This window comes from Anaerolinea thermophila, from assembly GCF_020723905.1.
Lineage (GTDB): Bacteria > Chloroflexota > Anaerolineae > Anaerolineales > Anaerolineaceae > Anaerolinea > Anaerolinea thermophila_A.
Genome location: NZ_DYHZ01000004.1, coordinates 357,048 through 381,005, shown reverse-complemented (window position 1 = coordinate 381,005; position 23,958 = coordinate 357,048). Strand labels below are relative to the sequence as shown.

At 57.1% G+C, this 23,958-nt stretch carries 18 protein-coding genes; 10 read left to right on the top strand and 8 right to left on the bottom strand.

Going from position 1 to position 23,958, the window contains the following annotated elements; all coding sequences use genetic code 11:
- Positions 1-26: 26 nt before the first annotated feature.
- The 4 genes from LHF31_RS08450 to LHF31_RS08435 all read right to left on the bottom strand — a co-directional run bounded on the left by LHF31_RS08450 (position 27) and on the right by LHF31_RS08435 (position 6,020).
- Positions 27-1,250: a hypothetical protein gene (locus LHF31_RS08450; protein ID WP_298005570.1), complete on the bottom strand. Its 1,224-nt coding sequence runs from the start codon at positions 1,248-1,250 to the stop codon at positions 27-29.
- Positions 1,247-2,485 carry a hypothetical protein gene (locus tag LHF31_RS08445; protein ID WP_298005567.1) on the bottom strand — a complete coding sequence of 413 codons (1,239 nt, stop codon included), beginning with the start codon at positions 2,483-2,485 and terminating at the stop codon, positions 1,247-1,249. The genes LHF31_RS08450 and LHF31_RS08445 overlap by 4 nt, the downstream gene beginning before the upstream one ends.
- Before the next feature lie 155 nt (positions 2,486-2,640).
- Positions 2,641-3,990 carry a hypothetical protein gene (locus tag LHF31_RS08440; protein ID WP_298005563.1) on the bottom strand — a complete coding sequence of 450 codons (1,350 nt, stop codon included), beginning with the start codon at positions 3,988-3,990 and terminating at the stop codon, positions 2,641-2,643.
- Entirely contained in the window at positions 3,987-6,020 is a 2,034-nt protein-coding gene (locus LHF31_RS08435) for a hypothetical protein (protein WP_298005560.1), read from the bottom strand. Before LHF31_RS08435 ends, LHF31_RS08440 begins: the two co-directional genes overlap by 4 nt.
- A gap of 658 nt (positions 6,021-6,678) precedes the next feature.
- On the opposite strand from LHF31_RS08435, the gene LHF31_RS08430 reads away from it, so the two are divergent.
- The gene (locus LHF31_RS08430; RefSeq protein ID WP_303774119.1) at positions 6,679-9,105 is read left to right on the top strand and encodes an endonuclease MutS2; all 2,427 of its coding nucleotides are present in this window, start codon (positions 6,679-6,681) and stop codon (positions 9,103-9,105) included.
- A 79-nt stretch (positions 9,106-9,184) separates the two neighbouring features.
- Here the strand turns inward: LHF31_RS08430 and LHF31_RS08425 are convergent, their stop codons facing one another.
- Positions 9,185-9,568, bottom strand: coding sequence for a response regulator (locus LHF31_RS08425; protein WP_298003735.1), 384 nt, complete (start codon positions 9,566-9,568; stop codon positions 9,185-9,187).
- A gap of 178 nt (positions 9,569-9,746) precedes the next feature.
- Here LHF31_RS08425 and LHF31_RS08420 point away from each other — a divergent pair, with 178 nt between their 5' ends.
- Together LHF31_RS08420 and LHF31_RS08415 are read left to right on the top strand one after the other, a co-directional pair.
- A complete protein-coding gene (locus LHF31_RS08420) occupies positions 9,747-10,592 on the top strand; it encodes a maleylpyruvate isomerase family mycothiol-dependent enzyme (RefSeq protein WP_298003738.1) in 846 nt (281 codons plus the stop codon).
- A 133-nt stretch (positions 10,593-10,725) separates the two neighbouring features.
- The gene (locus LHF31_RS08415) at positions 10,726-12,087 is read left to right on the top strand and encodes a hypothetical protein (RefSeq protein WP_303774117.1); all 1,362 of its coding nucleotides are present in this window, start codon (positions 10,726-10,728) and stop codon (positions 12,085-12,087) included.
- Between the two features lie 65 nt (positions 12,088-12,152).
- Here LHF31_RS08415 and rsmG read toward each other — a convergent pair whose 3' ends face one another.
- A complete protein-coding gene (gene rsmG, locus LHF31_RS08410) occupies positions 12,153-12,881 on the bottom strand; it encodes a 16S rRNA (guanine(527)-N(7))-methyltransferase RsmG (protein WP_298004514.1) in 729 nt (242 codons plus the stop codon).
- A 96-nt stretch (positions 12,882-12,977) separates the two neighbouring features.
- The gene (locus tag LHF31_RS08405) at positions 12,978-14,096 is read right to left on the bottom strand and encodes a glycosyltransferase family 87 protein (protein ID WP_298004509.1); all 1,119 of its coding nucleotides are present in this window, start codon (positions 14,094-14,096) and stop codon (positions 12,978-12,980) included.
- A gap of 198 nt (positions 14,097-14,294) precedes the next feature.
- Between LHF31_RS08405 and LHF31_RS08400 the strand changes: the two genes are divergently transcribed.
- From LHF31_RS08400 to LHF31_RS08375, 6 genes are all read left to right on the top strand, one after another.
- Positions 14,295-15,284 carry an MBL fold metallo-hydrolase gene (locus tag LHF31_RS08400; RefSeq protein ID WP_298004505.1) on the top strand — a complete coding sequence of 330 codons (990 nt, stop codon included), beginning with the start codon at positions 14,295-14,297 and terminating at the stop codon, positions 15,282-15,284.
- An 88-nt stretch (positions 15,285-15,372) separates the two neighbouring features.
- Positions 15,373-17,010 carry a cyclic nucleotide-binding domain-containing protein gene (locus LHF31_RS08395; RefSeq protein WP_298004502.1) on the top strand — a complete coding sequence of 546 codons (1,638 nt, stop codon included), beginning with the start codon at positions 15,373-15,375 and terminating at the stop codon, positions 17,008-17,010.
- A gap of 100 nt (positions 17,011-17,110) precedes the next feature.
- Entirely contained in the window at positions 17,111-17,908 is a 798-nt protein-coding gene (locus LHF31_RS08390; RefSeq protein WP_298004499.1) for an N-acetylmuramoyl-L-alanine amidase, read from the top strand.
- Position 17,909: 1 nt separating this feature from the next.
- Positions 17,910-18,974, top strand: coding sequence for a L,D-transpeptidase (locus LHF31_RS08385; protein WP_298004496.1), 1,065 nt, complete (start codon positions 17,910-17,912; stop codon positions 18,972-18,974).
- Between the two features lie 3 nt (positions 18,975-18,977).
- Entirely contained in the window at positions 18,978-20,054 is a 1,077-nt protein-coding gene (locus LHF31_RS08380; protein ID WP_303774114.1) for a L,D-transpeptidase, read from the top strand.
- 228 nt (positions 20,055-20,282) lie between these two features.
- Positions 20,283-21,536, top strand: a complete 1,254-nt coding sequence (locus tag LHF31_RS08375; RefSeq protein WP_298009307.1) for a radical SAM protein — start codon at positions 20,283-20,285, stop codon at positions 21,534-21,536.
- 63 nt (positions 21,537-21,599) lie between these two features.
- Here LHF31_RS08375 and LHF31_RS08370 read toward each other — a convergent pair whose 3' ends face one another.
- Positions 21,600-22,946: an alpha-glucosidase gene (locus LHF31_RS08370; RefSeq protein WP_303774111.1), complete on the bottom strand. Its 1,347-nt coding sequence runs from the start codon at positions 22,944-22,946 to the stop codon at positions 21,600-21,602.
- Between the two features lie 200 nt (positions 22,947-23,146).
- Here LHF31_RS08370 and LHF31_RS08365 point away from each other — a divergent pair, with 200 nt between their 5' ends.
- Positions 23,147-23,929, top strand: a complete 783-nt coding sequence (locus LHF31_RS08365; protein ID WP_298007865.1) for a hypothetical protein — start codon at positions 23,147-23,149, stop codon at positions 23,927-23,929.
- Positions 23,930-23,958: the final 29 nt, after the last annotated feature.

Below are 23,958 nucleotides of genomic sequence, written 5' to 3'. Positions count from 1 at the left end.
CTGTGTCCTGCCCACCGTTTACCGAATTAGAGAATACCCTGCCCTGGAACAGAGGTCGCCGTTGCAATCGGGGTGTTTTCATTGCCACCCAGAAGATGGCGGTGATATTCAATCTTCTTTTTCAGGAAATTCTCATATTTTCTGAATGCTGGGGAAGACATCTGTTCTTCAAAATACTTGATCATCCTCCGGTTCCACATTTCCCATTGTTCTGGCTTGCACACCCTCAGGTACTCCTGTAACACTTTCTGAAGGGGGCGGTCCAGAACAAACCTGCTATTTTCCCAGCGGATCAGGAAAACCTGCAGCAATGCATCACGAATTGTCCGCACTTTCGGGAGGGGAAGGGAGACAGAATCCTCATCCCCTTTCAACAGATACGCCATCTCCTCCTCGCGAAAACCATCCAGCACACTCAAAGGTTCAAGGTAAGATCTTATCTCCTGGCGTTTTTCCCCCGGAAGAAATTCCAGCAAAACCTGCACGGCTTTTTCCAGAGCCTGATTTTTTTCTGTTTCTTGAACCAACGTGTGGGTGAGCAACGGAATTCCAGCGCCAAGTTCCTTTACCCACTCAAGGCGCTCCTCCAGTTCAGTCCCCGTAAATCCCATCTTTTGCAACTGTTCTTTAAGACCGTCCTCGTTAAATGGCTCAAGAGGGCAGATTTGCGCACGCGTGGCTTCAGGGGTTTTCCACGGATAAGGCTTCCCACGCCCGCTCGCCCATAAAAAGGCATTGGGCAACGCCAGGAAGCGCATCAGGAAAACCGTCTCAAAGGCTTCCACAAACTCCCACGGGCTCTCGTACACCGAATCCAGCAAAAGCCAGTAACGGGTAAACTCATCTGATTTGATTTTCTGAATAATCCGATCGCAGATTTCATCCAATACCGGATTGGGAGGCAAACTCACCTTAAGTTCGTTCGCCATCCACTCAAGAAGATCTTGAATTTGTTGTTGAATCTCCCGGCTCTCCGACTTCTGGCTTGCCAGAGAAGGAAGGTGATACTCTCCAGGAGCGGTGGTGATCTCCGGGGGCGACATCATCAGAATCAGCAGGGATTTCACCCGCTCTTTTTGAGATAAAATGGTACGGTGCATGTGCAGCGCCAGCCAGGTTTTTCCCAGCCCGCGCTCCCCCTCTACCAGAATCACCCGACTTCCCCCTCTCCCGAATGAGGTGAGCATGTTCTCCACAAGGGCAATTTGCTCTATGCGGTCTGCAAAATTCTCTGGTTGATAGTTCATCATTTCCATCCTCCACGCCCCGATTGGACTGCCGGGTTGATTGATAAGCATTCGCCTTCCCGATAGCACCTGACTGCCAGGTCAAGGTCCTCCGGTTCAAGGCGCTTGAGAGGGTGAAACTCCTGCAGCATTCTTCGGGTATAACAGTCCAGTAATTCCCGCACCAGAGTCAATGCTTCCCGCGGCAACAGGCGGGCTTGAGGAAGGTGCGAGATCAGCGTGTGTTCGACGTCTTCATAGCACAACGGAGGAGCCGAGACCGAGGCAAAAGAGTCAAAGGTTCCTCCTGTGGCAACCCGAATTCGCGCCCGAATTAATTCCACCAGGTCGTTGGGTTGCCAGGAAATGAAAACAGGGGGATAGCGGCGGGAGACCTCCTGAAGAGCCGCGTCCCGCATGTCCAAAAGTTCTTTCGGCAGGAAGGCTTTCAAGAAAATTCCCCGTTCAGCCCAGATATCCGCCTGCTCAATCAGAGGAGAGAGGATCTTCAAAGCATGCGCTTCGGTATATTCCAGCATGCCGTCAATACCGTCCAGCAGGAGGAATACTCCGGGAAAACCCAGCACCTCCTGAATCAAAAAAAGTTCCTGTTTCAGGGCTTCGAGCGGAGAATCCAGAGGAGCAAGGCTGTCTGACTTCGGCAGGGCTTTTTCCCATTCTCTCAGAAAAACTTCCAGAAGGGCAAAATCCGGCTGATGATTGAGCATGTAGGCATTGCCTGCCTGCACAGCGGCTGTATTGGGGTTTCTGGTCTCCCGAATCACTTCAAGATACCAGCGGGTTTCCGGGGCGGCGCGGATAATGAACGCCGCCAGCAAAGCGCGCCAGGAAGGGGAACAACGGTTCAGGAAGAGCAGGGGAAAGTAAGCGAGCCCAAAGAACAGAGATCTGGCTCCTGCACGCACGATCTGCGCCAGGTGACGGTGGAGCAGTTCCGGGGCGGAAAGGGTGCTCAAAAAAGAAAGCGCGCTGTTCTCCCAGCAATCCGGGAGGGAATAATGCAGGGCAAAGGGACGCTGCCCCTGCCCACCCGTCCAGCAAGTGCGGTAAAGATAGAGGCGGAGCGCAGTTTTGCCACCCCCTGGCGGGGAAAAGACCAGATGGGGCTGCCTGTCGAACACGGCAGACCAGTCGCGGTGCCCAACCAGGTAACGGTGTAGATTGGCGTCCTGCGAGGCTTCCAGATGCTCGAAGGGATCAAACGCAAAACCCCAGTCCTCCACCCACGGTTTTTTCATAGAACATTTTTTCTAACCATTTCCTTTCTGTTATCTTACAAATTTCTCTCCAAGACGTGGAAAGATATTAGGATTATGCCTTCTCTACCCTTTTTATACCTTATGTCTGTCTCAGGGAAGTCTAGCAACTCTCTCATATCTATCTCACATATATCTCACCAAACCCCGTTTAAGCGTACAACTCCCTTACGGCGTTCGCTGAGCACATAGAGAGGGTTTCTGGGATCCCATTCGAGATCCTTGCGCAGACGCCACAGGGCGGTATCCATGACCCCCCACCATGTGGAAGGCGCTTCCCATCCCTCCATATCTTTTTGGGGAATGTTCGGCAGGCGGCGGAGGGCTTTGTAATACAATTCTTCCTTAGTGCAGGAAAAATCCGGCTGATGGTAGAGAAATTCCAGGAGATCATAAGACTGCGGCGAAACTTCCCAGATAGAATACCCCAGAATGACCTGTTTGCGCTCCACATCCAGTTGCAGGCGGGGTGGATGTGTGCGAAAAATATCTTCCGCCTCAGAGATACAGAGAGGGGCTTTTTTCTCCAGATAGGCTTTGACAAAGGGATAAGCCAGATCAAGCCAGCCGCGCGGAACCATTCCGCCATACCGTTTCAACCATTCCAGCAACAGTCCATCCTGTATCAGCGTTTCCAGAGTGGAATCCTGTTTCCCGGTAAGAAAGCGTAAACGGCGCTCCACAATTTCCTTCAGGGCATTGACTGACCAGGTAAGCGCCACCGGTTGTATCCGTCTGTTCTGGAGTTTCACTGTAGAAAGGAGCGACGCAGACAAGCGCGCAGGAATGAGAATTTTGATGGCAAAATCAAGTTGTTCAAACCACACCATCGAACTCAATACATGCCTTAACTGCTCCTTTAAGACGTCGCTTTCCGGGCTTTCCCACATCTCCAGTCCTTCCACAACCACCCAGACACCCAGACATCCCATCTCGCGCATCGCCTGAACCCAGGAGCGCAGGGTCTCCACGGAGCAGTCGGGGGCAAATGCTGATCGAACGCTTTCCTGAGTCGTGCGCACACGGGTAAATACTTCCCGCAGAGCAGGATACCTGTCCATCAGTCGTTCCTGCTCTATGGACGGGACAAATGCCTCCACACAGACAATCCAGACATGCTGTGCCCACTGAGGTGTTCGTTGCACCCGCTGGGGAAAACGACCCGCCCACTCCAGCGTGGCGACGCCCAGTTCCCGGAACACTTCTTCGCGGAACTGCCGGATGGATAGAAGAGGGTCAGGATTGGAAATCGGCATGGGACGCCACCGCACAATGAGAGGACCTGCCGGGCTGGGCAAGGACTGCCGGATCAAAACCTCCATGAGCGCACTTTTTCCAGAACCGTCTGCACCCACCAGAAGAACCGACTGCATTCCCCGAACCCGTTCGATTCCCTCGGGCGGCACAAAGAATCGCTCCAGCCACTCGCCTTCCTGTTCAGCGCGCAAGAGGGTAAAGAGGTCTTCCAGAGAAATTTGCGTGGTCATGGGTTGGCAATCACCTCACGCAATTCGTCAAGGGAAATCTCCTTCTGTGTCGGGAATTGACGGACATGGTGTTGAATCAACGCCTGTCCCAGCCTGAGCATGCGGGCATAAGAACCCTTACAGGCTTTGAAAAACGCTTCACTTGCCTCCTGAGATTCATATGGACTGAATAACTGGCTGAAATCTTGCCCACCCACCGCAGCAAAACGATTTTGCAAATGTCTCTCCAGTTCATCCTCACTCCATTGCAAAGCCATTTTGTCGAATCCATTTATGGTTAAATCATTAAAACAAGTGAAGACCTTAGGAACGATATTCCTGGCAAGCAACTCCGGTACAAGGCTGGAAAAGACCTGCCACCACCGGGTAAGCAAGGGATCCTGTTCAGGAAAGGTAGTATCCTGCAGGAGCAACCAGGTAGATTTCACCTGAACGGGACGCAGAGCGCACCCCTCTATCAACAATTCCCTCGCAGGAGGATTTTCCCAGCCATTTTCAATTTGCTTTTCGATTTCATCCAAGAAAACCTCTATGGCATCCTTATTTTGACCTTCCCCTTGCCTGTACGTCAGGTGCAGGCGAAGCGCCGAGGCATCTCCCATGCGCCAGACCAGCAGTCTGCCGAGCAGGGCGCGCCGGGCTGGCGGTAGATCGAGCGCAGTCCATGGACTTGCCGTTAGCAGATCCATCCAGATCTCTGCCACTGAACTGGTAACCTGTTGAAGCGGCGAGAGGGAAAGGTCCCGAGACGGTTTTAACTGCGCACACAGGACAAACTCATCGGGCTTTTTCCCGTTCATTCGTTGATACGCAGTGTACTGCACGACAGCCTCGCCATCCTCGAAATCCTGAAGAAGAAATATGCAGGGAGAACCGGAAAAAAGCCATTCTTCAGCACTGGGAGGTAATAACAGAGCCGTCTTCCAGACCAGAGGGTCTACCAGGGTGTAAACGACCCCAAAGGGATTGCGGCGAATTCCATACTGCTGGCTCAAAAACTCTTTAATCGCTGGGGGGTCTTCTGGCTCAGGAATCGCCTCAAGAGTCGTCTTGATCTCTGGGATATAGGCTTTTAATTTTCCCTGCATCTCTTCGGATAGGAATAGAATAAGCCGGCGGCGATTTGGCGTCTTAAAGAGGTGCTCTTCCAGCGCTGAAGGCTCCTGTTTAAGCATTTGAAGCATTTGAGGCTCAAGCCGTTTGAGCGCTTTCAGAATCACATCCCGGGAAGGGAGATCAAAGTGATCCCAGACCTCCAAAACCTGCCCGGCTTTTCCCTTCCAGTCTGATTCAGAGACTCTTTCCTCAAGAATTTCTTTTAAGGCTTTCAGGCAAGCCGATAAATTTATTTCTAATTTGTTCTCACCAAACCATTTCGCCCCCTTAAAGAACGTCACACTTTCGTCCAGAGAGTGAACCGCGTCCGAATCCGACAATCTCCCAAGGGATTGCAGATAGCGTTTTTGATGATTCGGGTGATTTGCCCATTGCTGGCGTTTTTCCTCCAGCAATTTTTTCCGGCTTCTGTCCTTCCATTCTTTTTGTTTTAACGACCAGCGGTGGATGGCTTCCAGAATACCCACTTTCTCGGGAGAACTTTCGTCCAGAAACTGGCGGGCTTTGGCTTCTCCTTCCCGGTTTTCCTTTTCTACCCGATCGATAAAAACCCCTAACTGCTGAAGAATCAGCCCGATAATAGACAGTTCCAAAATCCGCTCAAGAATCAACCGCCATAAGCCATCATTGGGGGCGGGAAGTTCAACGGTAAAAGTTTTTTCGCCCCAGCGGTTCATCTGCCTGACCTTTACGATCACCCTGTGCCGGGCAGCCGGAGTAGTCCCCGCTAGAAGACTGGGATAAACCACTACTTTACTCTGGGGAGAGGTTCCTCCAGCCGTCAGGGTCAGGGTTTCCGGCAGGACATTGCCTTCTTTATCCTGAAAAATAATGGAATCTGATGACAGAGAAAGTTGCAAAGAAATCGTCTCGCCCGGAGGAAGAGGAGCATCTGGAACCAGTTGAAAAACCATCGCCATCTTCCAGAGCGGAAAAGGCAACAATTGCGGGATTGTGATGTTTAAAGTGGAAAAAACAGGAGGGGTAAAAATTTTCTCTTGCTGGAGTGTAGGATGAAGCGCTTTAAGGTCATACACGATTCGAAAACATAAAACAATTAACAAAAAAAAGAAAATGAAGATTTGAAGATATTTGAGTAAATTTTCCAGAGGCAATGCATTCTTTATACGGTCCAGTATCTTTTCCATACCATACCCCGCTTTTTAAAGTATAGATGATTTACGCACAGGGTCAACAATCAATTTTGTGAGATTAAGGTGAGATTTCCAAAAGAATCCCCTGACATTGCTGAGAGAGCAGAAGCAAAACTTACCGGGTAAGATAATTGCAGAAAGGAGGTGATAACCAGAGAGAAATACCCAATCAACCCAATCATACCTGAGGAAAGGAGGTGGTTATATCGAATAAACCAGAGGTTGTTTTGAACACATCGTATCGGAATCCTCTAGAAAGGAGGGGAGAGGCATCTAAGAAATGCTAATCTATCACAATAAAACAGATAGTTTATGACGGAGAGCCGTTTCTACCCTTTGCGCACCCCCTGCAGGAGAACGGCTCTCCGTCTTTTTGTTCCCTCCAACCTGCGCGGAATATGGTACACTTCTTCGCGGTATGGACGAGAAAACTCTGCACACTTTAGAGTACCCCAAAATTCTGGAGCGGCTGGCGGGATATGCCACCTTCAGTGCCTCGGCACAGATGGCGCGCAACCTGCGCCCCACCTCCCGCCTGGAAGAAGCCCGACGTCTGCAAAAAATCACCAGCGAGGCGCGTCTGTTGCTCAGCCTGAACAGCGAGATCAGCGTTGGCGGCGTCTCCGATATCCGTCCGCTGGTGGAGCGCGCCGCCCGTCATGGGGTGCTCGAACCCGCCGAATTTCTCGCCATCAAGGACACGCTCATCTCGGCGCGCAACATCGCCCGCAGTCTGGAACGCAAGGAAAGCACCTTCCCCCTGCTGGTGGAGATAACCGCGCCGCTCACCCCGCCGCCCGGCTTGATTGAAGCCATCTCACGGGTGATCTCCGACCGCGGCGAAATCCTCGACAGCGCCTCGGAGACGCTCGCCCGCCTGCGCCGCGAGGTTAAAGTCGCCTTTGACCGTCTGATGACCCGCCTGGAGCACATGGTCAACGATCCCAGAATTGCCCCCATGCTTCAGGACAACCTGATCACCCAGCGCAACGGGCGCTACGTCATCCCCCTGCGCGCCGAGTTCAAGGGTCAGGTGCGCTCCATCATTCACGACCAATCCTCATCCGGCGCAACCCTCTTTGTAGAACCGCTGGCGGTAGTGGATTTGAACAACGAATGGCACGAACTGCAACTGCGCGTGCGCGACGAAGAACGACGCATTCTGGCAGAACTCTCCGATCAGGTGGGAGCGCACTTTGAAGCGCTCTCGGCGCTGACCGAGGCGCTGGCGCGCTTCGATTTTGCCCTTGCCTGTGCCCGATACGCCGAAGACCTGCGCGCCAGTGAACCGGTGCTGGTTCAGTACCGCCATCCCGCCCGTCCCGATCACCCCGGCAGCACCATCCGGCTCTATCAGGCACGCCACCCCCTGCTGGATCCGCAAACGGTGGTGCCCATCGACGTGGACCTCGACGAAGACACCTTCTGCGTGATCATCACCGGACCCAACACCGGCGGCAAGACCGTCACCCTGAAGACGGTAGGCTTGCTGGCGTTGATGGCGCAATCGGGTTTACACATTCCCGCCCGTTCCGGGTCGGCGTTGAGCGTGTTCGACAACATCTTTGCCGATATCGGCGATGAGCAGTCCATCGAGCAATCGCTTTCCACCTTCAGCGGGCACATCAAAAATATCAGCCGGATTTTGCGGCGTGCCAGTACGCGCACGCTGGTGCTGTTCGATGAACTGGGCGCCGGCACCGATCCGCAGGAAGGAGCCGCCCTGGCACGCGCCATCCTTGCCTACATGGTGGAAAAGCGCATCCCCTGCCTGATTGCCACCCACTACCCCGAACTGAAAATCTTTGCCCACAACACGCCGGGAGTGATCAATGCCAGCATGGAGTTCGACCTGAATACTCTGCGTCCCACCTATCATCTGACGCTGGGACTGCCGGGGCGCTCCAATGCGCTGGCAATCGCCTCACGGCTGGGTCTGGATCCCGTCATCATCGAGAAAGCCCGCGCCGAAATCAACCCGGAAGAACTGCGCGCCGAGAATCTGCTCAATGAAATTCACCGCCAGCGCGATGCTGCCCGCCGCGCCCGCGAACGCGCCGAGAAAGAACAGCGCGAGGTGGAGCGTCTGCGCGCCGAACTGGCAGAGCGGCTGGAAAAAATTGAGGAAGAACGCCAGCGCCTGCTGGAAAAAGTCCGCGAGGAAGCCGAACAGGAAGCCGAATCTCTGCGGCGTGAAGTTGAAGAGGTGCGCCGTCAATTAATGCGCGCCCGCCAGCCTCTGGAAGCACTCCAACCCCTGCGCGAAAAAAGCGAAGCCCTGGTGGAAAACGCCCGCACCGCGCTGATCTCTGCCGCACCGCTGGGGGAAACTGCATCCACCCCACAGCATCCTTTCCACGCCGGAGATAAGGTGCGCGTGCGCTCGCTGGGCATGCAGGGCGTCATCACCGCACTGGGCGAGGAAGACGCCGAAGTGCAGGTAGGCAACCTGCGCGTACGCGCCCGCCTCAGCGACCTGCAAAAGCCGGGTCAGAAGGAGAGCGCCGAAACGGAGCCTCCTGCCAGACGCACCACAAAGGGACGCACCACCCTGAAAGCCGCCACCCCCGCCGAGGTGAGTGTTTATTACCCCTCACCGGGCATGGAGATTGATCTGCGCGGTCAGGTTGCGGAAGATGCGCTGGATGCGCTGGAGCGCTACCTTGAATCGGCAGTGCTGGCAGGTTTGCCTTTCGTGCGCATCATCCACGGCAAAGGCACCGGTAAACTGCGCCAGGTCATCCGTCAGGCGCTGGATGCCTCGCCCCATGTGAAGAGCCACAGCCCCGGCGAGGAACGCGAGGGCGGCGAGGGCGTAACCATTGCCCGTCTCAAAGTCGATTGAAATTCCCACTCCGGGGAGAAAAAGCGCTCCGTGAAAAAACTGTTCACGGAGCGTCGTAGTTTAATGGAGCCGCACCGCGTTATTGCGTCTTTCTGTTCAGGTATTCTTCGATCTGACTGGCAAAGCGCGCCACGTTGAGGGGCTTGGAGATAAAGCCATCGCAACCGGCTTCCAGCGCGCGGCGGCGGTCGCCGGGCAGGGTGTGGGCAGTGAGCGCGATAATGGGAATGCTGGCAGTCTGTTCAGCATCCTTCAACTGCTTTGCCAGGTGCCAGCCATCCAGTTCGGGCAGACTCATATCCAGCAAAATCAAATCGGGGCGCTGGGTGCGCGCTTTTTCCAGCCCTTCCAGACCATCCACAGCGCTGATAACCTGAAAACCTGCCTGCTCCAGCAGGAAGCGCACCAGTTCCAGATTATCGGGATTGTCTTCGATGACGAGAATTCGGTTTGGCTGGGACATACCTGCAAATAACTATACCTGAAAATGAGACGGGCGTCAAACGATTGGAAGAGGGCAATCATGCCTTTCTCAACGTTGAAAAAATGCCCGTTCTCTGTCAGGCAACTCTCCGGGAAAATGATTACAGGTCAAAAGTTGTGATATGCTTATTTTATCCCTGCGAGGTGGATGCGCAGATATGCTGACCCCGGTTGAGCCTGTTTATCTGGTCGAACTCTTCCCCCCGCTGAGCGCCGAACTGCTTGCCCTGCTGCGGAGCATCAAACGTCCGCAATGGCTGGAGCAAACGGTATGCACCGGCTGGGCTGTGCGGGATGTAACCGCCCATCTGCTGGATACCGCCCTGCGCGATCTATCCATCAAGCGCGACCGCATGGCGCCGCGGCTTCCCGATGCGCCCATCACCAACGCCGCCGAACTGGCGGCGCACATCAACCGTCTGAACGCCGAATGGGTGGTGGCGGCACGGCGCATCAGCCCGGCTCTGCTGGTGGATATGCTGGAACTGGTGGAAAAACAGATGTACACGTTTTACAGATCCCTGCCGCCCGACGGGGTAGCGGTGCTTTCCATGCCGTGGAGCGGCGCCAAAAGCATCCCCGTGTGGCTGGATGTGGCGCGCATTTACGTGGAACGCTGGACGCACCAGCAGCACATCCGTGAAGCGCTGGGAGCACCTCTGCTGGTGGAACGCCGCTGGCTGTATCCGGTGTTCGACACACTGGTGCGCGCCCTTCCGGATGTCTATCAAATTGTGCGTCTGCCGCAAAACACAGCCCTCACCCTGCGCATCACCGGAGAGGCAGGCGGAGAGTGGTCGCTGGTGCGGCGCCCAAGCGGCTGGCGACTGTACACCGGCGCACCCGATGCCCCACAGGCAGTGGTGAAAATCGATCAGGACATGGCATGGCGCCTGATGACGCGCAACGTCAGCCCGCAGACCTGTCGCGCCTGCGCCACCCTTCAGGGGGATCAATCCCTGGCACTGCAGTTGCTGATGATGTGCGCCACCCTCTACGGGTAAGGCGGGAAGAGCCTTGTTTTCTGCGTTTTTACAAAAATGTCATGAATCTGTGATATTCTGCAAGTTGGCATAACGTTCGGTTTATGCTAAACTAGAGACACATCCCATCCATACTCTATCCAGAGGGGGGTAGATGCTGTCTATTCGGAAGTCAGCCCTGATCATGCTCATCCTGACACTGATGGGGAGCAGTCTGCTGGCGTTGGGTACTCATCAGCCGCAGGCTGTTCAGGCAGAGCCGCTCGAACCTGCCCTGGCAACGCCGCGCGTACACATCACCGTGCTGGCGCCCACCCCTGTGTCAGAAAACGTCTCTGCTGTTGCTCCACAGGGAGAGGTACAGAATCTTGCCCCCGCGGCAAACCCACAGTCGGATGCTCAAACCGCGCCGCAGAGTCAGAATCTTCAGCCGCAGGCGGCACCTCCCGATGATGCCACTGCCGTGCTTTTGCGCAATGCCGCCATCCTGCAAGAGGTCATTGCCCGTCGCGCGCAAGACCCTTCCACTGCTTTCATCTATAAGTTCATGCAAACCTACCAGACCCGCGGGGATGGAGGAGGCTGTGCCGCCGTTTGGGAAATCGTTCCCGATTACGCCAGTTTACCCAACTGGTTGACCACCCCTTCGCGTCCGGAGCACCTGTACTCGAAGATCTCGCTGTACTTCCTCGCCGCCATGCTCATCAAAAATAAAGCCGTGGATGCCAGCGGATGCGCCAACGGTGGGCTTTCCACCGAAAACGAGTGGGTTGCCAACAACTGCGGGCTTTCGGTGGCTTATGCCGCGGTGGTGCAGTGGCAAAACCGCTTCAACGAGGTCATTCTCAACGTGGCGCAGGAAACCGGCGTTCCGGCGCAGTTAATGAAGAACATCTTCAGCCGCGAAAGCCAGTTCTGGCCCGGCATTTACTTCCTCATTCAGGAAGCCGGCCTGGGACAACTGACCCCCGCTGGTGCAGATACCCTTTTGCTGTGGAATCCCTTCTTCTACGAGCAGTTCTGCCCGCAGGTGCTTTTGCCGGAAGTCTGCCGCAAAGGCTACACCAACCTGACCTTTGAAGAACAGGAACTGCTCCGCGGCGCGCTGATGCGCATGGTGGACGCTTCCTGTCCGCTCTGCCCCGGCGGCATTGATCCCTACCAGTCAGAGTTCAGCGTGCGGGTTTTTGCCGAAAATCTCATCGCCAACTGTAATCAGGTCGGGCAGATCATCTACAACGTCACCGGCAAGAAAGCCAACCGCACATCCAGTTATGTGGACCTGTGGCAGTTCACCCTCGTCAATTATCATGCCGGTCCGGGATGCCTGACCAGCGCCATTGAGACCACCGCCAAAGCCAACATGCAGTTGACCTGGGATCTGGTCTCGGCGAACCTGCCGCCTTCCTGCCGGAGCGCCAAACTGTATGTAGAGGAAATCATTTACATGCCCGCCGAGGCGTCTCCCCCGGCGCCGTTGCCCACCGCCACGCCGACGCCAACGCCAGCGCCCTGAAAAACAGTCACCTCCCGCACGATGTCATGCGGGAGGTGTTTTTTTGTCAGGAAGCGCGTAAACGCTCAAACCACTTTTTTGACTTCCAGAGGGCTTTTTGCCGGCACGCCTACCCGCCGTGGATACCCTGGCGGGGTGGCCCCCACTTTATCCACCACCACCAGAAAACGGTCTTCGACCACACCGGGCAACTCCACAGGGATTAATTTGCGCACATTCCCACCCAGCAGGTGAATTGCCCCTTCGGCGGAATGCGTTTCAGAAGGTCCACTATCACCCTTTTGCGCCAGCATGATGCCCCCCACCCGCACCAGCGGCAAAAGATACTCCGCCAGAATGTTCATCTGAGCCACCGCACGGGCAACGGCGCAATCGTACTTTTCCCGGTAGCGGGGGTTTTGCCCCAATTCCTCAGCGCGGGCTTGCAGGGCTTCCACCTTTTCCAGTCCCAGTTTCTGCACCACATGGCGGCAAAAATCCACCTTCTTGCCCACCGAGTCCACCAGGGTCAGGCGCATGGAGGGGTACAGGATCTTCAGCGGAATGCCCGGAAAACCTGCCCCGGTGCCAATATCAATCAAACTGGCGGGGGGATTGTCACGCCATGCCAGCACACAGGAAAAAGAATCCAGAAAATGTTTGATGCGGATACCCGGCACATCCCGGATGGCGGTGAGGTTCATGCGCTCGTTCCATTCCAGCAATTCCTGCTCATAGACGCGCAGGGCTTCTATCTGCCGCGCAGATAGAGAAATATCAAACAGAGAGTCCGCATAGCGCACAAGTTCTTCCATAAGAACAGGCACATTATACCCTAACAGGGGCGCATTCCCATGCCCGGGAGCGCAAAAATCCGAAGGCAGTCCGCGGAAGCGCAAGTTTCCACAGCGTTATGGTTTTTCCGGCACGCCCGCCAGCCAGAGCGCCCCCAGGGTCAGCAGGGGCATACCCACCGCCTGCACCTTCCACCACTCTGGCACCGGCTCAATGAACAACGCCACCCAGCCCAAAACCCAGATGAGCCACACGGCAAAGCGCCCGGCGCGGCGATATGCCAGCAAAAGCGGGATGGTGAGCACAGTCAAACCCCATAAAAGGGTCTGCGGAAAGATGAGCATACCCGCCGGGATGCTCGTTCCCAGCAAGCCCCACAGGGTGGAACGACTGCGCCATACCATCCACGCGAGCCCCGCCAGCAATCCCAGCGCCACCAGCGGATGCACCTGCCACAACTCAACCGGCGCCCACACCACACGGGCATAACCGGCATACTCTCTCACGCTGTTCAACCAGTCCGGCACCCACCACCCTGTCAGCCCCACGCTGACCAGGAAAAGGAGCAGGCTGGTTCCCAGCAACCCCCACAGGAAACGCCAGCGTTTTTCCCGCAGGACAGGAAACAAAAACGCCAGCGCAGGAAACGCAATCAATTCCGGCTTAACCACCCCCAGCGCCAGCAGAACCCCTGCCCGGGCATCACGGCGGCGGGTAAAGAGCGCCGCTGCCCCGGCAAGGATGGCGCAAATGAAGGCGGTAATTTGCCCCTGAAAGAGCATCAGCAGAGGATAGTTCCACACCACCATCGCCAGAAGAATCCAGAGCGGCAGGCGATGGGAGACCGAACGCCGCACAGCCCAGAAAGCCGCCCCCAGCAGAATCAGCGAAGCCCCCTGCCAGAGAGCCGTGGCAATTTCCACATCCGGGATCAGCCCAAAGGGAAGAAGAAGCACAACCAGTTGGGCGGGATAAGCAAAGCCCTGCTGATCGCGCCCGGCGGGAATAGGCGCACCGTACAACTGGATTTGCATTGCACGGGTAGCCTCCGCCGAATACAGGTCCCCTTCGCCCGCCAGCACGCGGCGCACCCCTGCCCACCTGGGATAGAAATCGCGGTGATCGGCGCCATGCACCCACGTGCGATAGGCAAAAAACGCCGTCGCCAGCCACAGGATTACAATCACCGGCAGGACGAGGATGCGGTACAGACGGGGAGAAGCGCTCAAAGGCATGCGGACAGCCGCCTCCAGAAACATGGGGTGTTGAAAGGATTATACCGGCATTTGCCCCTTTGGAGGTTTTCGTCAGGTTGGTGGATTTCAGGAAAACCCGCGGCAATTTGCTGGTAATTTCTGCGTATCTGAGAACTTTTTCCTTTTTACCCCCAGCAAACCGGAGTACGATTCAACTGCCTTTGAGGGAGGTGAGAGATGTCGGAGCGATCTTTTTCCATTCGGTTCTGGGGTGTGCGCGGCAGTTACCCGATGCCGGGAGAAACAACCGTGCGCTACGGGGGCAACACCCCCTGCGTAGAGGTACAGGTCAACGGCTACACCATCATTCTGGACGCCGGGACGGGCATCATCCCTCTGGGACGCGACCTGATGCGCCGCGCGCGCACCAGCGGCAAACCGGTGGAAGCCGTTCTGCTCTTTTCGCATCTGCACCACGACCACACGCAGGGATTCCCCTTCTTTGCTCCGGCATTTCTACCCACCACCCGCCTGCACATCTTCGGTCCCGACTTTCTGGCTTCCAGTCCCAAGGTGACGCTGGATACGGTCATGAATCCGCCCTACTTCCCCATCCGTCTGGCAGAACTGAATGCCTGGCTGGGCTTTGCCACTGTGCGGGAAACGGATGTCATTCTCATCGGCGAGTCGGTGGGCGGTGTGGCGCTCTTCAGCGCCAGCGATACCATCCCCGCCGCCGACCCGAATCTGGTGCTGATTCGCATCCTGCGCTCGTATGCCCACCCGCAGGGAGTCCTGCACTACCGTATTGACTGGCGCAACCACGCGCTGGTGTACGCCACCGACACGGAGGGCTACGTCAACGGCGACCGCCGGCTGGCGAATTTTGCCCGCGGCGCGGATGTGCTGATTCACGATGCTCAGTACACCGATGAACATTATCTGGGGCTGGTTCCGGGCTTACCCAACACGCAGGGCTTCGGGCACTCCACCATCAGCATTGCAGTGCAGGCAGCCCAGGCTGCGCAGGCAGGGCGTCTGGTGCTTTTCCATCATGCGCCCGAGTACAGCGATGACCAGCTCGATTTCATCCAGGAACAGGTGGAGCGCATCCTGCCGGGAACGGTGGTGGCGCAGGAAGGCATGACTCTGACGCTTTACGAAGAAGATGAGCCGCTCCCACCCCGGCAACAACCGGTGCCGGTCAGCCTGCCGCGCAAAGGGTAACCCAAAAAGGTCTTAAACAGAGCATCCCTTTCGGGCTTCAAGGAAAAGGAATACCCGGTCTGCCGACATTTTGATTTATACTAAATGTATGGCGCTGGAGCCCAAAGAGATTGCCGATTTCCTCTCCAAACTGGTGCTGTTTCGCGGCATTGAAACCGAAAAACTGCTCTTTCTGGCAGAGCGCATTGAGGAAGCCCACTTTCATCCTGAGGAGATCATCTTTGAACAGGGGGGCGATGCCAACGCCTTTTACTGGGTGTACAGAGGACGCCTGCAAATGCTCCATGCCTCGCGCCAGACGCGCACCGAGGAAAATCTGGGCTTTCTGGACGAGGGCGATGCCTTTGGGTACGATCTGTTCGTAGCGCGTGAAATCCACCGCGTGACCGTGCAGGCATTGAGCGAGGTCACCCTGCTGCGCCTGCCGGGACGGCACATCCCCGACGTGGTGGATGCCCTCCCGATGCTCATCCCCCGCCTGCAGTTGATGCTGGATTCGTACAATCTCATGCTTCGCACCACCCTGCCCTGGGTGAACCCCGAGGAAATGGTGTATTACATCAGCCGCAAGCACCCCATCTTCCTGTGGCTGAGGCTTCTGCCGTTGGCGTTGCTGGGATTGCCTGTGGTTGCCGGGCTGGGGTTGACGGCATTGACCTTACCCCAGATGCTCTGGATCATCCTGTTCGCTATCAGCGCGCTGATCTTTGCCGGCATTCTGGTATGGCTCATCGCCGACTGGGCAAACGATTACTACATCATCACCAGCAAGCGGGTGGTGTTCCAGGAACGCATCATCCTCCTGTATGAAAGCCGCACCGAGTCGCCCAACGATCAGGTGCAGTCCACCGAGATGGATACGACCTTCTGGGGGCGCATCTTTGGCTACGGAGATGTGCGCATCCGCACCTTTTTTGGCTCGATTGTCTTCAACGCGGTGCGCATGCCGCAGTTCGTCGAGTGGATCGTGCAGGAACAGGTCAAACGGGCGCAATCCAGTTTGCGCCAGATGGAGATGAAAGCCCTCGAAGAGACCATCCGCCGCCGGGTGATTCATCCACAGCCGCCCGCGCCGCCGGCTTCCAAACCGCCCGAACCGGCGGCAAAGCCCTCGCGCCTGCAAGCCTTCCTGGCAGATCTGTTCCACCTGCGCTACGAACAGGGCGACATGATTCAGTACCGCACCCACTGGTTCATCCTTTTCCGGCGCACATTCATCCCCGGCGTGCTCTTTCTGGCTCTGCTTATCGCCGGCATTGTTCTTATTATCAACGCGCTTCAGGGCAAACTGGCAAACTTCCCCCTGGCGGGCGTGCTGGGTTTGCTTTTCATCCTCATGCTGGCGGCACTGGGATGGTGGCTGTACAACTATCTGGACTGGCACAATGATAAATACCTCATCACCAACGAGCAGGTGGTGGATATCAACCGTAAACCGCTGGGGAGCGAAGAACGGCGGGCGGCGCCCATCCGAAACATCCTCGGGGTGGAGTACAAACGGCTGGGCATTTTCGGGCTGTTGCTCAACTTTGGCACCGTCTACATCCGTGTCGGCGATACTACGCTCACATTTGACGATGTGTACAACCCCGCCGAGATTCAGCGGGAAATCTTCCACCGCATTGCCCTGCGCCTGCAGCGCGAACGCCAGCAATCCGCGGCGCAAGACCGCGAGCGGATTCTGGAAGTGCTGGCGGTGTACCATCGTTTGAAGGACGAACCCTGATCCCGAAAACCGGCAAGGTTCTTGCACCGTCCTGAATTGCCGAAAAGGGCAGGAAAAAACTTGCCTCTTTTTGTCTTTTTCGGTACCATGATGTACAGATATGACCACCCAATCTTCATCTCCCCGTTCCACCCGTCCACGCCGTGAAAGCCCCGAGGTGAGCACCTGGCGCAATCTGCAAACCGTGCTCAGCGTGGCTTTGCTGGTCGCCACCGTGTTTACCTTCTGGAATGCTTCCAATCTGTTTGCCGCTCAGCGCATGAGCCGCATCAACCGCCTGCTGGAAGCCGCCCGCAGTGTCCAGCAAACTCTGCCCACCCCCACCCCCTCACCGCGCCCGCCCATCGGCATTGTCGCCGGTCACTGGGGGCACGACCCCGGCGCCGTCTGTCCCGACGGGCTGACCGAGGAAAGCATCAACCTGAAGATTGCCACGCTGGTCAAACAGCGCCTGATGCAGGAAGGTTTTCAGGTGGATCTCTTTCAGGAGTTCGATACCCGCCTGAACGGCTATCAGGGGCTGGTGCTGTTGTCCATCCACAACGATTCGTGTGAGTACATCAACGACAAGGCAACCGGCTTCAAGGTGGCGGCGGCGCAAGCCAACCGGCAGACCGAAAAGACCGAACGGCTGACCGCCTGCCTGATTGACCGGTATCAGCGCGTCGTTAACCTGCCTTACCACCCGGGCAGCGTCACTGACGATATGACCGATTACCACGCCTTCAGCGAAATTAACGGCAATACCCCTGCCGCCATCATCGAGACCGGTTTCATGAATCTGGATCGCGATATCCTGGTCAATCAGACCGATCGGGTGGCAGAAGGCGTGGTACGCGGCATCCTCTGCTACCTGCGGAATGAAACCATTAACCCCGGCGGAGGGGAGGCGCCGTGAGATGATCGCCAGCGGGGATGAGCGCGCCGCCCACGAAGCCGTCCAGCAAGCCATCCGCGCCCTGCGGAGGCGAGACCGCGCGCAGGCGCGCCGCTGGGCACAGCAGGCGGTACGCCTCGCCCCGGAAGACGAACAATCCTGGCTGGCGCTGGCGGCAGTGGCATCTCCGCAGGGCAGTGTGGCGTACATCCGCCGCGCGCTGGAAATCAACCCCGCCAGTCAGCAGGCGCGCCAGGCAATGCACTGGGCAGTCCGCCGTCTGCGCGCCCAGCCCGCCACTTATTCCCTGGCAGTGCATCCCGGTTTGACCCTTCCGGCGCTGGATCTGGAAGAAACCCGCCCGATGATTCTGCCCTCTGCCGGGGCAGTGACGGAACGCCCCTTTACCCTCCCACCGAACTGGCTGAGGATGGTGCAGGGCATGGCATTTGCCCTCTTTCTGGTGATTGTGGCGGTCATCACCCTGGGGTTTACCAATGGCTGGGATATGTGGAGGCGGGCCTCGGCCGCAGAACGCCCCGTCATGGCGCTGATCAAACCCTCGCTCACCCCCACAAACACCCCCACTGCCACCCCAACCGCCACACCGACGCCCACCCCCACCGAGACCCCCACGCCTACCCCGACCCACACCCCCGATCCTACCGACACGCCGGAACCGACCGATACCCCCGAACCCCGCCGGGATGAGCCCGCCCCGCCCATTGAAGCGGAAGGACGCTGGATTGACGTGGACCTCTCCGAGCAGAAACTGTACGCCTACGAGGACGACCGCCTGGTGAACTCCTTCATTGTCTCCACCGGCACCTGGCGCTATCCCACCGTGCAGGGACAGTTCCGCATTTACGTCAAGTACCGCTACGCCGATATGTCCGGTCCGGGCTACTACCTGCCCGATGTGCCCTATGTGATGTACTTCTACAAGGGCTACGGCTTGCACGGCACCTACTGGCACAACAACTTTGGCACGCCGATGAGCCATGGGTGCGTCAACCTGCGCACCGAAGACGCCGGCTGGCTCTACAACTGGGCATCGGTGGGGACGCTGGTCAACATCCACGATTGACGCATGTCTGCCACGCTCTTTGCTTCCGACCTTGCCCCCCTCTCCCGGCGCGAGTTCCTGCGCTGGCTGAGCAGAGGAGCGCTGGGATTGTTCGCCCTGCCCTTCCTTGACCCCTATACCCGATGGGAACGTCTCAACCACCCTCCCGATGGGACGGCGGTAAAGCGCGTGCGCTGTGTGGACGATCACGTGGAGGTGTACGACCGCCCGTCCTTCTCGGCAAAACTCCAGCAGGTGTACTGGCGCGATCTGGTCTTTGAGGTGGATGAGGTGGTCATCGGGGATGAAAAGCCCGCCCACAACCGGGTATGGTACCACCTGAAGGGCAAGGGGTTTGCCCATTCGGGCAAACTTCAGCCGGTAGAGTTGCGCCTCAACCCGCCCGCGGCAACGGTGCCGCCCACCGGCTGGCTGGCAGAGGTGACCGTACCCTACACCGATACCCTGCGCGACCTGAAACGCCCCGACCGTCCGGGCTACCGCCTGTACTACAGCACCGTCCACTGGGTGCAGAAGGTGCTGAAGGACAGCGAGGGCAACGTATGGTACCAGCTGTGGGATGACAAGTTCAAGCGGGTGTATTACGCCCGCGCCGAGCATCTGCACCTGTTGAAGCCTGAAGAAGTCGCTCCGCTCTCGGCAGATGTACCCCCCGAAGCCAAACGCATCGAAGTATGGCTGAAAGATCAACTGGTGATTGCCTACGAAAACGATGAACCCGCGCTCATCACCCGCGCGGCAACCGGCGGAAAATTCATTGACGGCGATTACTCCACCCCCGCAGGACGCTACATCACCAACCGCAAACGCCCTTCACGCCATATGGCATCCGGCGATCTGGCAGCGCCCAACAGTTACGACTTACCCGGCGTGCCGTGGGTGTGCTACCTGACCGAAAGCGGCATCTCTTTCCACGGCACCTACTGGCACAACGACTTTGGCAAACCGCGCAGTCACGGGTGCATCAACCTCTCGCCCGCCGCCGCCCGCTGGATTTACCGCTGGACGCACCCCGCCGTACCCTTCGATCAGGTCACCTGGTGGGAGGATACGGGCACCAGCGTGGTGGTGAGAGGGTAACCCTTAAGAGGCTGAGGAAAGAATCGCTCTCGAGAAATGCGAGTCAGGAGTACAATAGGTTACCACCGCCCCGAGCAGTTAAAGGAGAAGATTAACATCTCAAGACCTTTCGTGGACAGAGACAGAATGGAAAGAACAATCGGAAAATGATTTGATCACTTTCCTGATTGATTTTTCACAATCTGACTGACCCTGATGAACAATCTGGTTCGCGAATATCGTTCCTGAATGAAAAAGCGCCATCTCTTAACCATTAAAACCGATTCCAGCGGCAACGTGCTGTTGCCCGTTGGGTTTGCCCGTCGGTACGGTTTTACCGGCGGAGCCAGGGTGCGCCTTGAAGAAGACGAAACAGGCTTTCGCCTTTCGCATCCCGCAGACGCACTGAAGCGGGTGTACATTGAACCCACCGACCTGTGCAACCTGGATTGCGTGACCTGCATGCGCAACGTGTGGGACGAGCCCTCGGGCAGGATGAGCATGGACACCTTCGAACACATTCTGGAAGGATTGCGTGATGTGCAGCCCACCCCCGACGTCTTCTTCGGTGGATTTGGCGAACCGCTTAGCCATCCTCACATTGTAGAAATGATTTTGCAGGCGGCTCAGATGGGTGCCAGCGTGGAGTTAATTACCAACGGCACCTTACTGCGCCCTGCCCTGATTGACGGTCTGATTCAAGCCGGGTTGAAGCGCTTATGGGTCTCGCTGGATGGGGCTACCCCTGAACACTACGCCGATGTACGTCTCGGCGCGGCGCTTCCACAGGTGCTGGAGGGCTTACGCTACCTGAAAGAACGGCGTCAATTGCAGGGTTTATCTTTACCGCGTCTGGGCATCGTCTTTGTCGCCATGAAGCGCAATATTGCCGACCTTCCCGACCTGCTCCGCCTGAGTATGGAACTGGGTGCAGATCGCCTGATGGTGACCAACGTATTGCCCTACACGCCTGCCATGCGCGAGGAAATGCTCTACCGTCACTCTTTATATTTCAGCGAAGCCTCCGCCTCGGAATATGCGCCTCAAATTGACCTTCCGCGCATGGATCTCACCCCCACGGTGAGCAAAAGCCTTTTGCCCCTGCTTCAACAAGGCTTATCCGTCACACTCGCCCGTCAACCACTCAACCAGGGCATGAATTCCTGCCCTTTTGTGGAAAAACCCTCGCTCTCGGTGCGCTGGGATGGCATGGTTGCTCCCTGTCTGGCGCTGTTGCATTCCCACCACAGTTATCTGGATGACCGGGCGCGCCGGGTACAGGCGGTCTCTTACGGCAATGTACGCGAACAGCCCCTGCTGGAAATCTGGAATGCGCCCGCCTACCGCCAGTTGCGCCGGCGTTTGCTGGTATTCGACTTTGCCCCCTGTACTGTGTGCAACAGTTGCGAGATGGCAGACAGCAATCAGGAAGACTGCTACGGCAACGATGCCCCCGCCTGCGGCGGCTGTCTCTGGGCGCAGGGGTTCATCCAGTGTCCGTAAAGCGGGAAAAATATCATCCCCCCGACCTGCATCGGGGGGATGGCAAACACGCGCTCTAGCGGCTTATTTCAGGTAGCCCAGCCACTTTTCCTGATACTCAATCATCGTATCGAGCAGTTCTTCCAGACCCTGGTAGATATCCACCACCGGATCCACCATCAGCGCCTGCAGCGCCAGCGCCCTGGACTTGTGAATCACGGCTTCGGCGGTCAGGTCGTGAACGGCAACCTGATTCATCAGCAAGCCCTTGAAACCGGCGGGCAGTTTGCCCAGCGGAATACCGTGCACACCGTTCTTATCCACGATGGCGGGTACTTCCACCGCAATCCACTCGGGCAGGTCATCAATCAAGCCTTTGTTGGGAATGTTGACGGCTTCTTCCACATAGCCCGCATCGGTGAGGATGCCCTCGATGATCGGCACCACCCGCTCTTTGAGGGTCAGTTCAATACTGGGCTGAACCTGCGAGAGGTACTGTTTGTAGAAGCGGTAGAAGTCCAGAATGCCGCGGTGATCGGTGACGTCGTATGCCCACTGAATGTACTCGCCGAAGTGGCTGTCGGAGGTGATGGGCATCAGCCCGAACTTCTCCAGAATGACCTGGAAGACGCGCCGCTCGGGCCAGGCTTCGGTTTCCACGTGGGCAAAGTCTTCTTTGGTCTCGGGCCATTTGCCGGTTTCCTTGAAGTACTTGTGCTCGGCGCTGAGCGAGGGCATATTGGCAAAGAAGGCAGGGGCTTTGGCGCGGATATCGGGGTAAGCATCCTTGCCGGTGTCTTTGTACTTTGCCGAAAGCACCACGCTGAAGTGGTTCAAACCACCCGCGCGCACTTCCAGCGCCTCATAGGGCACGCCCAGAATCTCGGGCAGGAAGCGGCGCAGGGAGCCAATCTCATGGCACAGACCGATGAACTTCAAATCGGGGAACGCCCGGTGCACAGTGGTGCAGATGCGGCTCATCGGATTGGAGAAATTGAACATGTAGGCATCGGGGCAGATGCGCATCACGTCGGCGCAGATCTCCAGAATGGGCGGGATGATGCGCAGCGAGTGGAACAGCCCGCCGGGACCGCCGTTCTCGCCATAAACCTGACGAATGCCATACTGCTGAGGGATACGCCAGTCCTGTTCCCACAGTTCAAAGCGATCGCCCACCTCAATGGAACTGATGATGAAATCCGCTCCCTGCAGGGCTTCGGCGCGGTTCGTGGTCGCCGAGATGGTGAACGGTAAACCGTGCTCTTCGATAAACTGACGGGCGGTGCGTTCTACCACCCCCATCGTGGTCGGGTTGATATCGTGCAGGACGATGTGACTGCCTTCCAGCACCTTGCTCTGTAAAATGTCACCAATGGTGCCATAACCGAACTGAGCGCTTCCGGCTCCAATGAGTACAATGGTTTTCTTCATGTGCGCTTCACTCCATCAAAATCAAAAGTTCAAAAACGGGGATGGTCTTATTGTACCTGTTTTTGGTAAAAAAGTTAACACATTTTCCTCCTTTGTTCGGGTGATTTTTGTTTTTTCTCCTTCTCCTGACTTGCGATACAATTGGGGCGCAGCCTGACGGCGGGGGGTACGTCAGGAAATTTTCTGACCTGGAGGTGTTCATGTCCCTTTCTCAACCTTCCGGCGAGGAACGCCGGGTGCAGTTTCTGGGAGGCGCCAGTGTGGACGGCGCGCCGGTAGCCTATCTCATCGTGCTGGCGGCGGTGGTCACCGTGCTGGCGTTCATCCCCTTTTCGGCAGTGCTGGGGATGGGCGGGTCCTTCCCCATGAGTCAGGGGGTGTACAGTCTGGTAGGCTGGATTCTGGGTCCTCTCGCCGGGGCGGTTTCCTCCGGCATCGGCACGCTGATCGGTGTATTCGTAGCGCCGCACACCACGCGGGTGTGGTATGTCTCGGTGATGAGCGCGCTGATCACCAGTTTTGCGGCAGGCGCCATGGCGGCAGGCGGAAAACGCCGCGGCTGGTGGCTGTTGCCTTTCGTTCTGGGCGTGCTGGGCTTCGTGGTGTATGTGGGACGCGGCTTGCAGAACGGCGTGGCGCTCTCCACCGCGCTGATGACCACCTTCGTCAACTGGAGCGCGCTGATTCTCTACCTGCTTCCTACCCGCTCCCTCTTTGCACGCTGGATTGCCTCCACCAGCCTGTTGAAACTGGCGGCAGGGCTGTTCCTCGGCACATGGATGACCTACGGTCTGGCGCACGTCTGCGCGGGCGCCATTACCTACCTGATGTTCAACTGGCCCGCCGAGGTGTGGATGACGCTCATCCCCATCATTCCGGTGGAGTTTGCCACCCGCGGCGCCATTGGCGCAGTGATTGGCACCGGCGTGATTGCCGGTCTGCGCGCCATCGGGCTGGTCAAGCCCACCCACGCCGCCTACTAGGAGGCGCCTCTCGCTCCCCTCAACAGGTC

Coding starts and splice junctions, on each gene's coding strand:
- LHF31_RS08450 (WP_298005570.1), bottom strand. CDS start 1,250: ATGATGAACTATCAACCAGAGAATTTTGCAGACCGCATAGAGCAAATT.
- LHF31_RS08445 (WP_298005567.1), bottom strand. CDS start 2,485: ATGAAAAAACCGTGGGTGGAGGACTGGGGTTTTGCGTTTGATCCCTTC.
- LHF31_RS08440 (WP_298005563.1), bottom strand. CDS start 3,990: ATGACCACGCAAATTTCTCTGGAAGACCTCTTTACCCTCTTGCGCGCT.
- LHF31_RS08435 (WP_298005560.1), bottom strand. CDS start 6,020: ATGGTTTTTCAACTGGTTCCAGATGCTCCTCTTCCTCCGGGCGAGACG.
- LHF31_RS08430 (WP_303774119.1), top strand. CDS start 6,679: ATGGACGAGAAAACTCTGCACACTTTAGAGTACCCCAAAATTCTGGAG.
- LHF31_RS08425 (WP_298003735.1), bottom strand. CDS start 9,568: ATGTCCCAGCCAAACCGAATTCTCGTCATCGAAGACAATCCCGATAAT.
- LHF31_RS08420 (WP_298003738.1), top strand. CDS start 9,747: ATGCTGACCCCGGTTGAGCCTGTTTATCTGGTCGAACTCTTCCCCCCG.
- LHF31_RS08415 (WP_303774117.1), top strand. CDS start 10,726: ATGCTGTCTATTCGGAAGTCAGCCCTGATCATGCTCATCCTGACACTG.
- rsmG (WP_298004514.1), bottom strand. CDS start 12,881: ATGGAAGAACTTGTGCGCTATGCGGACTCTCTGTTTGATATTTCTCTA.
- LHF31_RS08405 (WP_298004509.1), bottom strand. CDS start 14,096: ATGCCTTTGAGCGCTTCTCCCCGTCTGTACCGCATCCTCGTCCTGCCG.
- LHF31_RS08400 (WP_298004505.1), top strand. CDS start 14,295: ATGTCGGAGCGATCTTTTTCCATTCGGTTCTGGGGTGTGCGCGGCAGT.
- LHF31_RS08395 (WP_298004502.1), top strand. CDS start 15,373: ATGGCGCTGGAGCCCAAAGAGATTGCCGATTTCCTCTCCAAACTGGTG.
- LHF31_RS08390 (WP_298004499.1), top strand. CDS start 17,111: ATGACCACCCAATCTTCATCTCCCCGTTCCACCCGTCCACGCCGTGAA.
- LHF31_RS08385 (WP_298004496.1), top strand. CDS start 17,910: ATGATCGCCAGCGGGGATGAGCGCGCCGCCCACGAAGCCGTCCAGCAA.
- LHF31_RS08380 (WP_303774114.1), top strand. CDS start 18,978: ATGTCTGCCACGCTCTTTGCTTCCGACCTTGCCCCCCTCTCCCGGCGC.
- LHF31_RS08375 (WP_298009307.1), top strand. CDS start 20,283: ATGAAAAAGCGCCATCTCTTAACCATTAAAACCGATTCCAGCGGCAAC.
- LHF31_RS08370 (WP_303774111.1), bottom strand. CDS start 22,946: ATGAAGAAAACCATTGTACTCATTGGAGCCGGAAGCGCTCAGTTCGGT.
- LHF31_RS08365 (WP_298007865.1), top strand. CDS start 23,147: ATGTCCCTTTCTCAACCTTCCGGCGAGGAACGCCGGGTGCAGTTTCTG.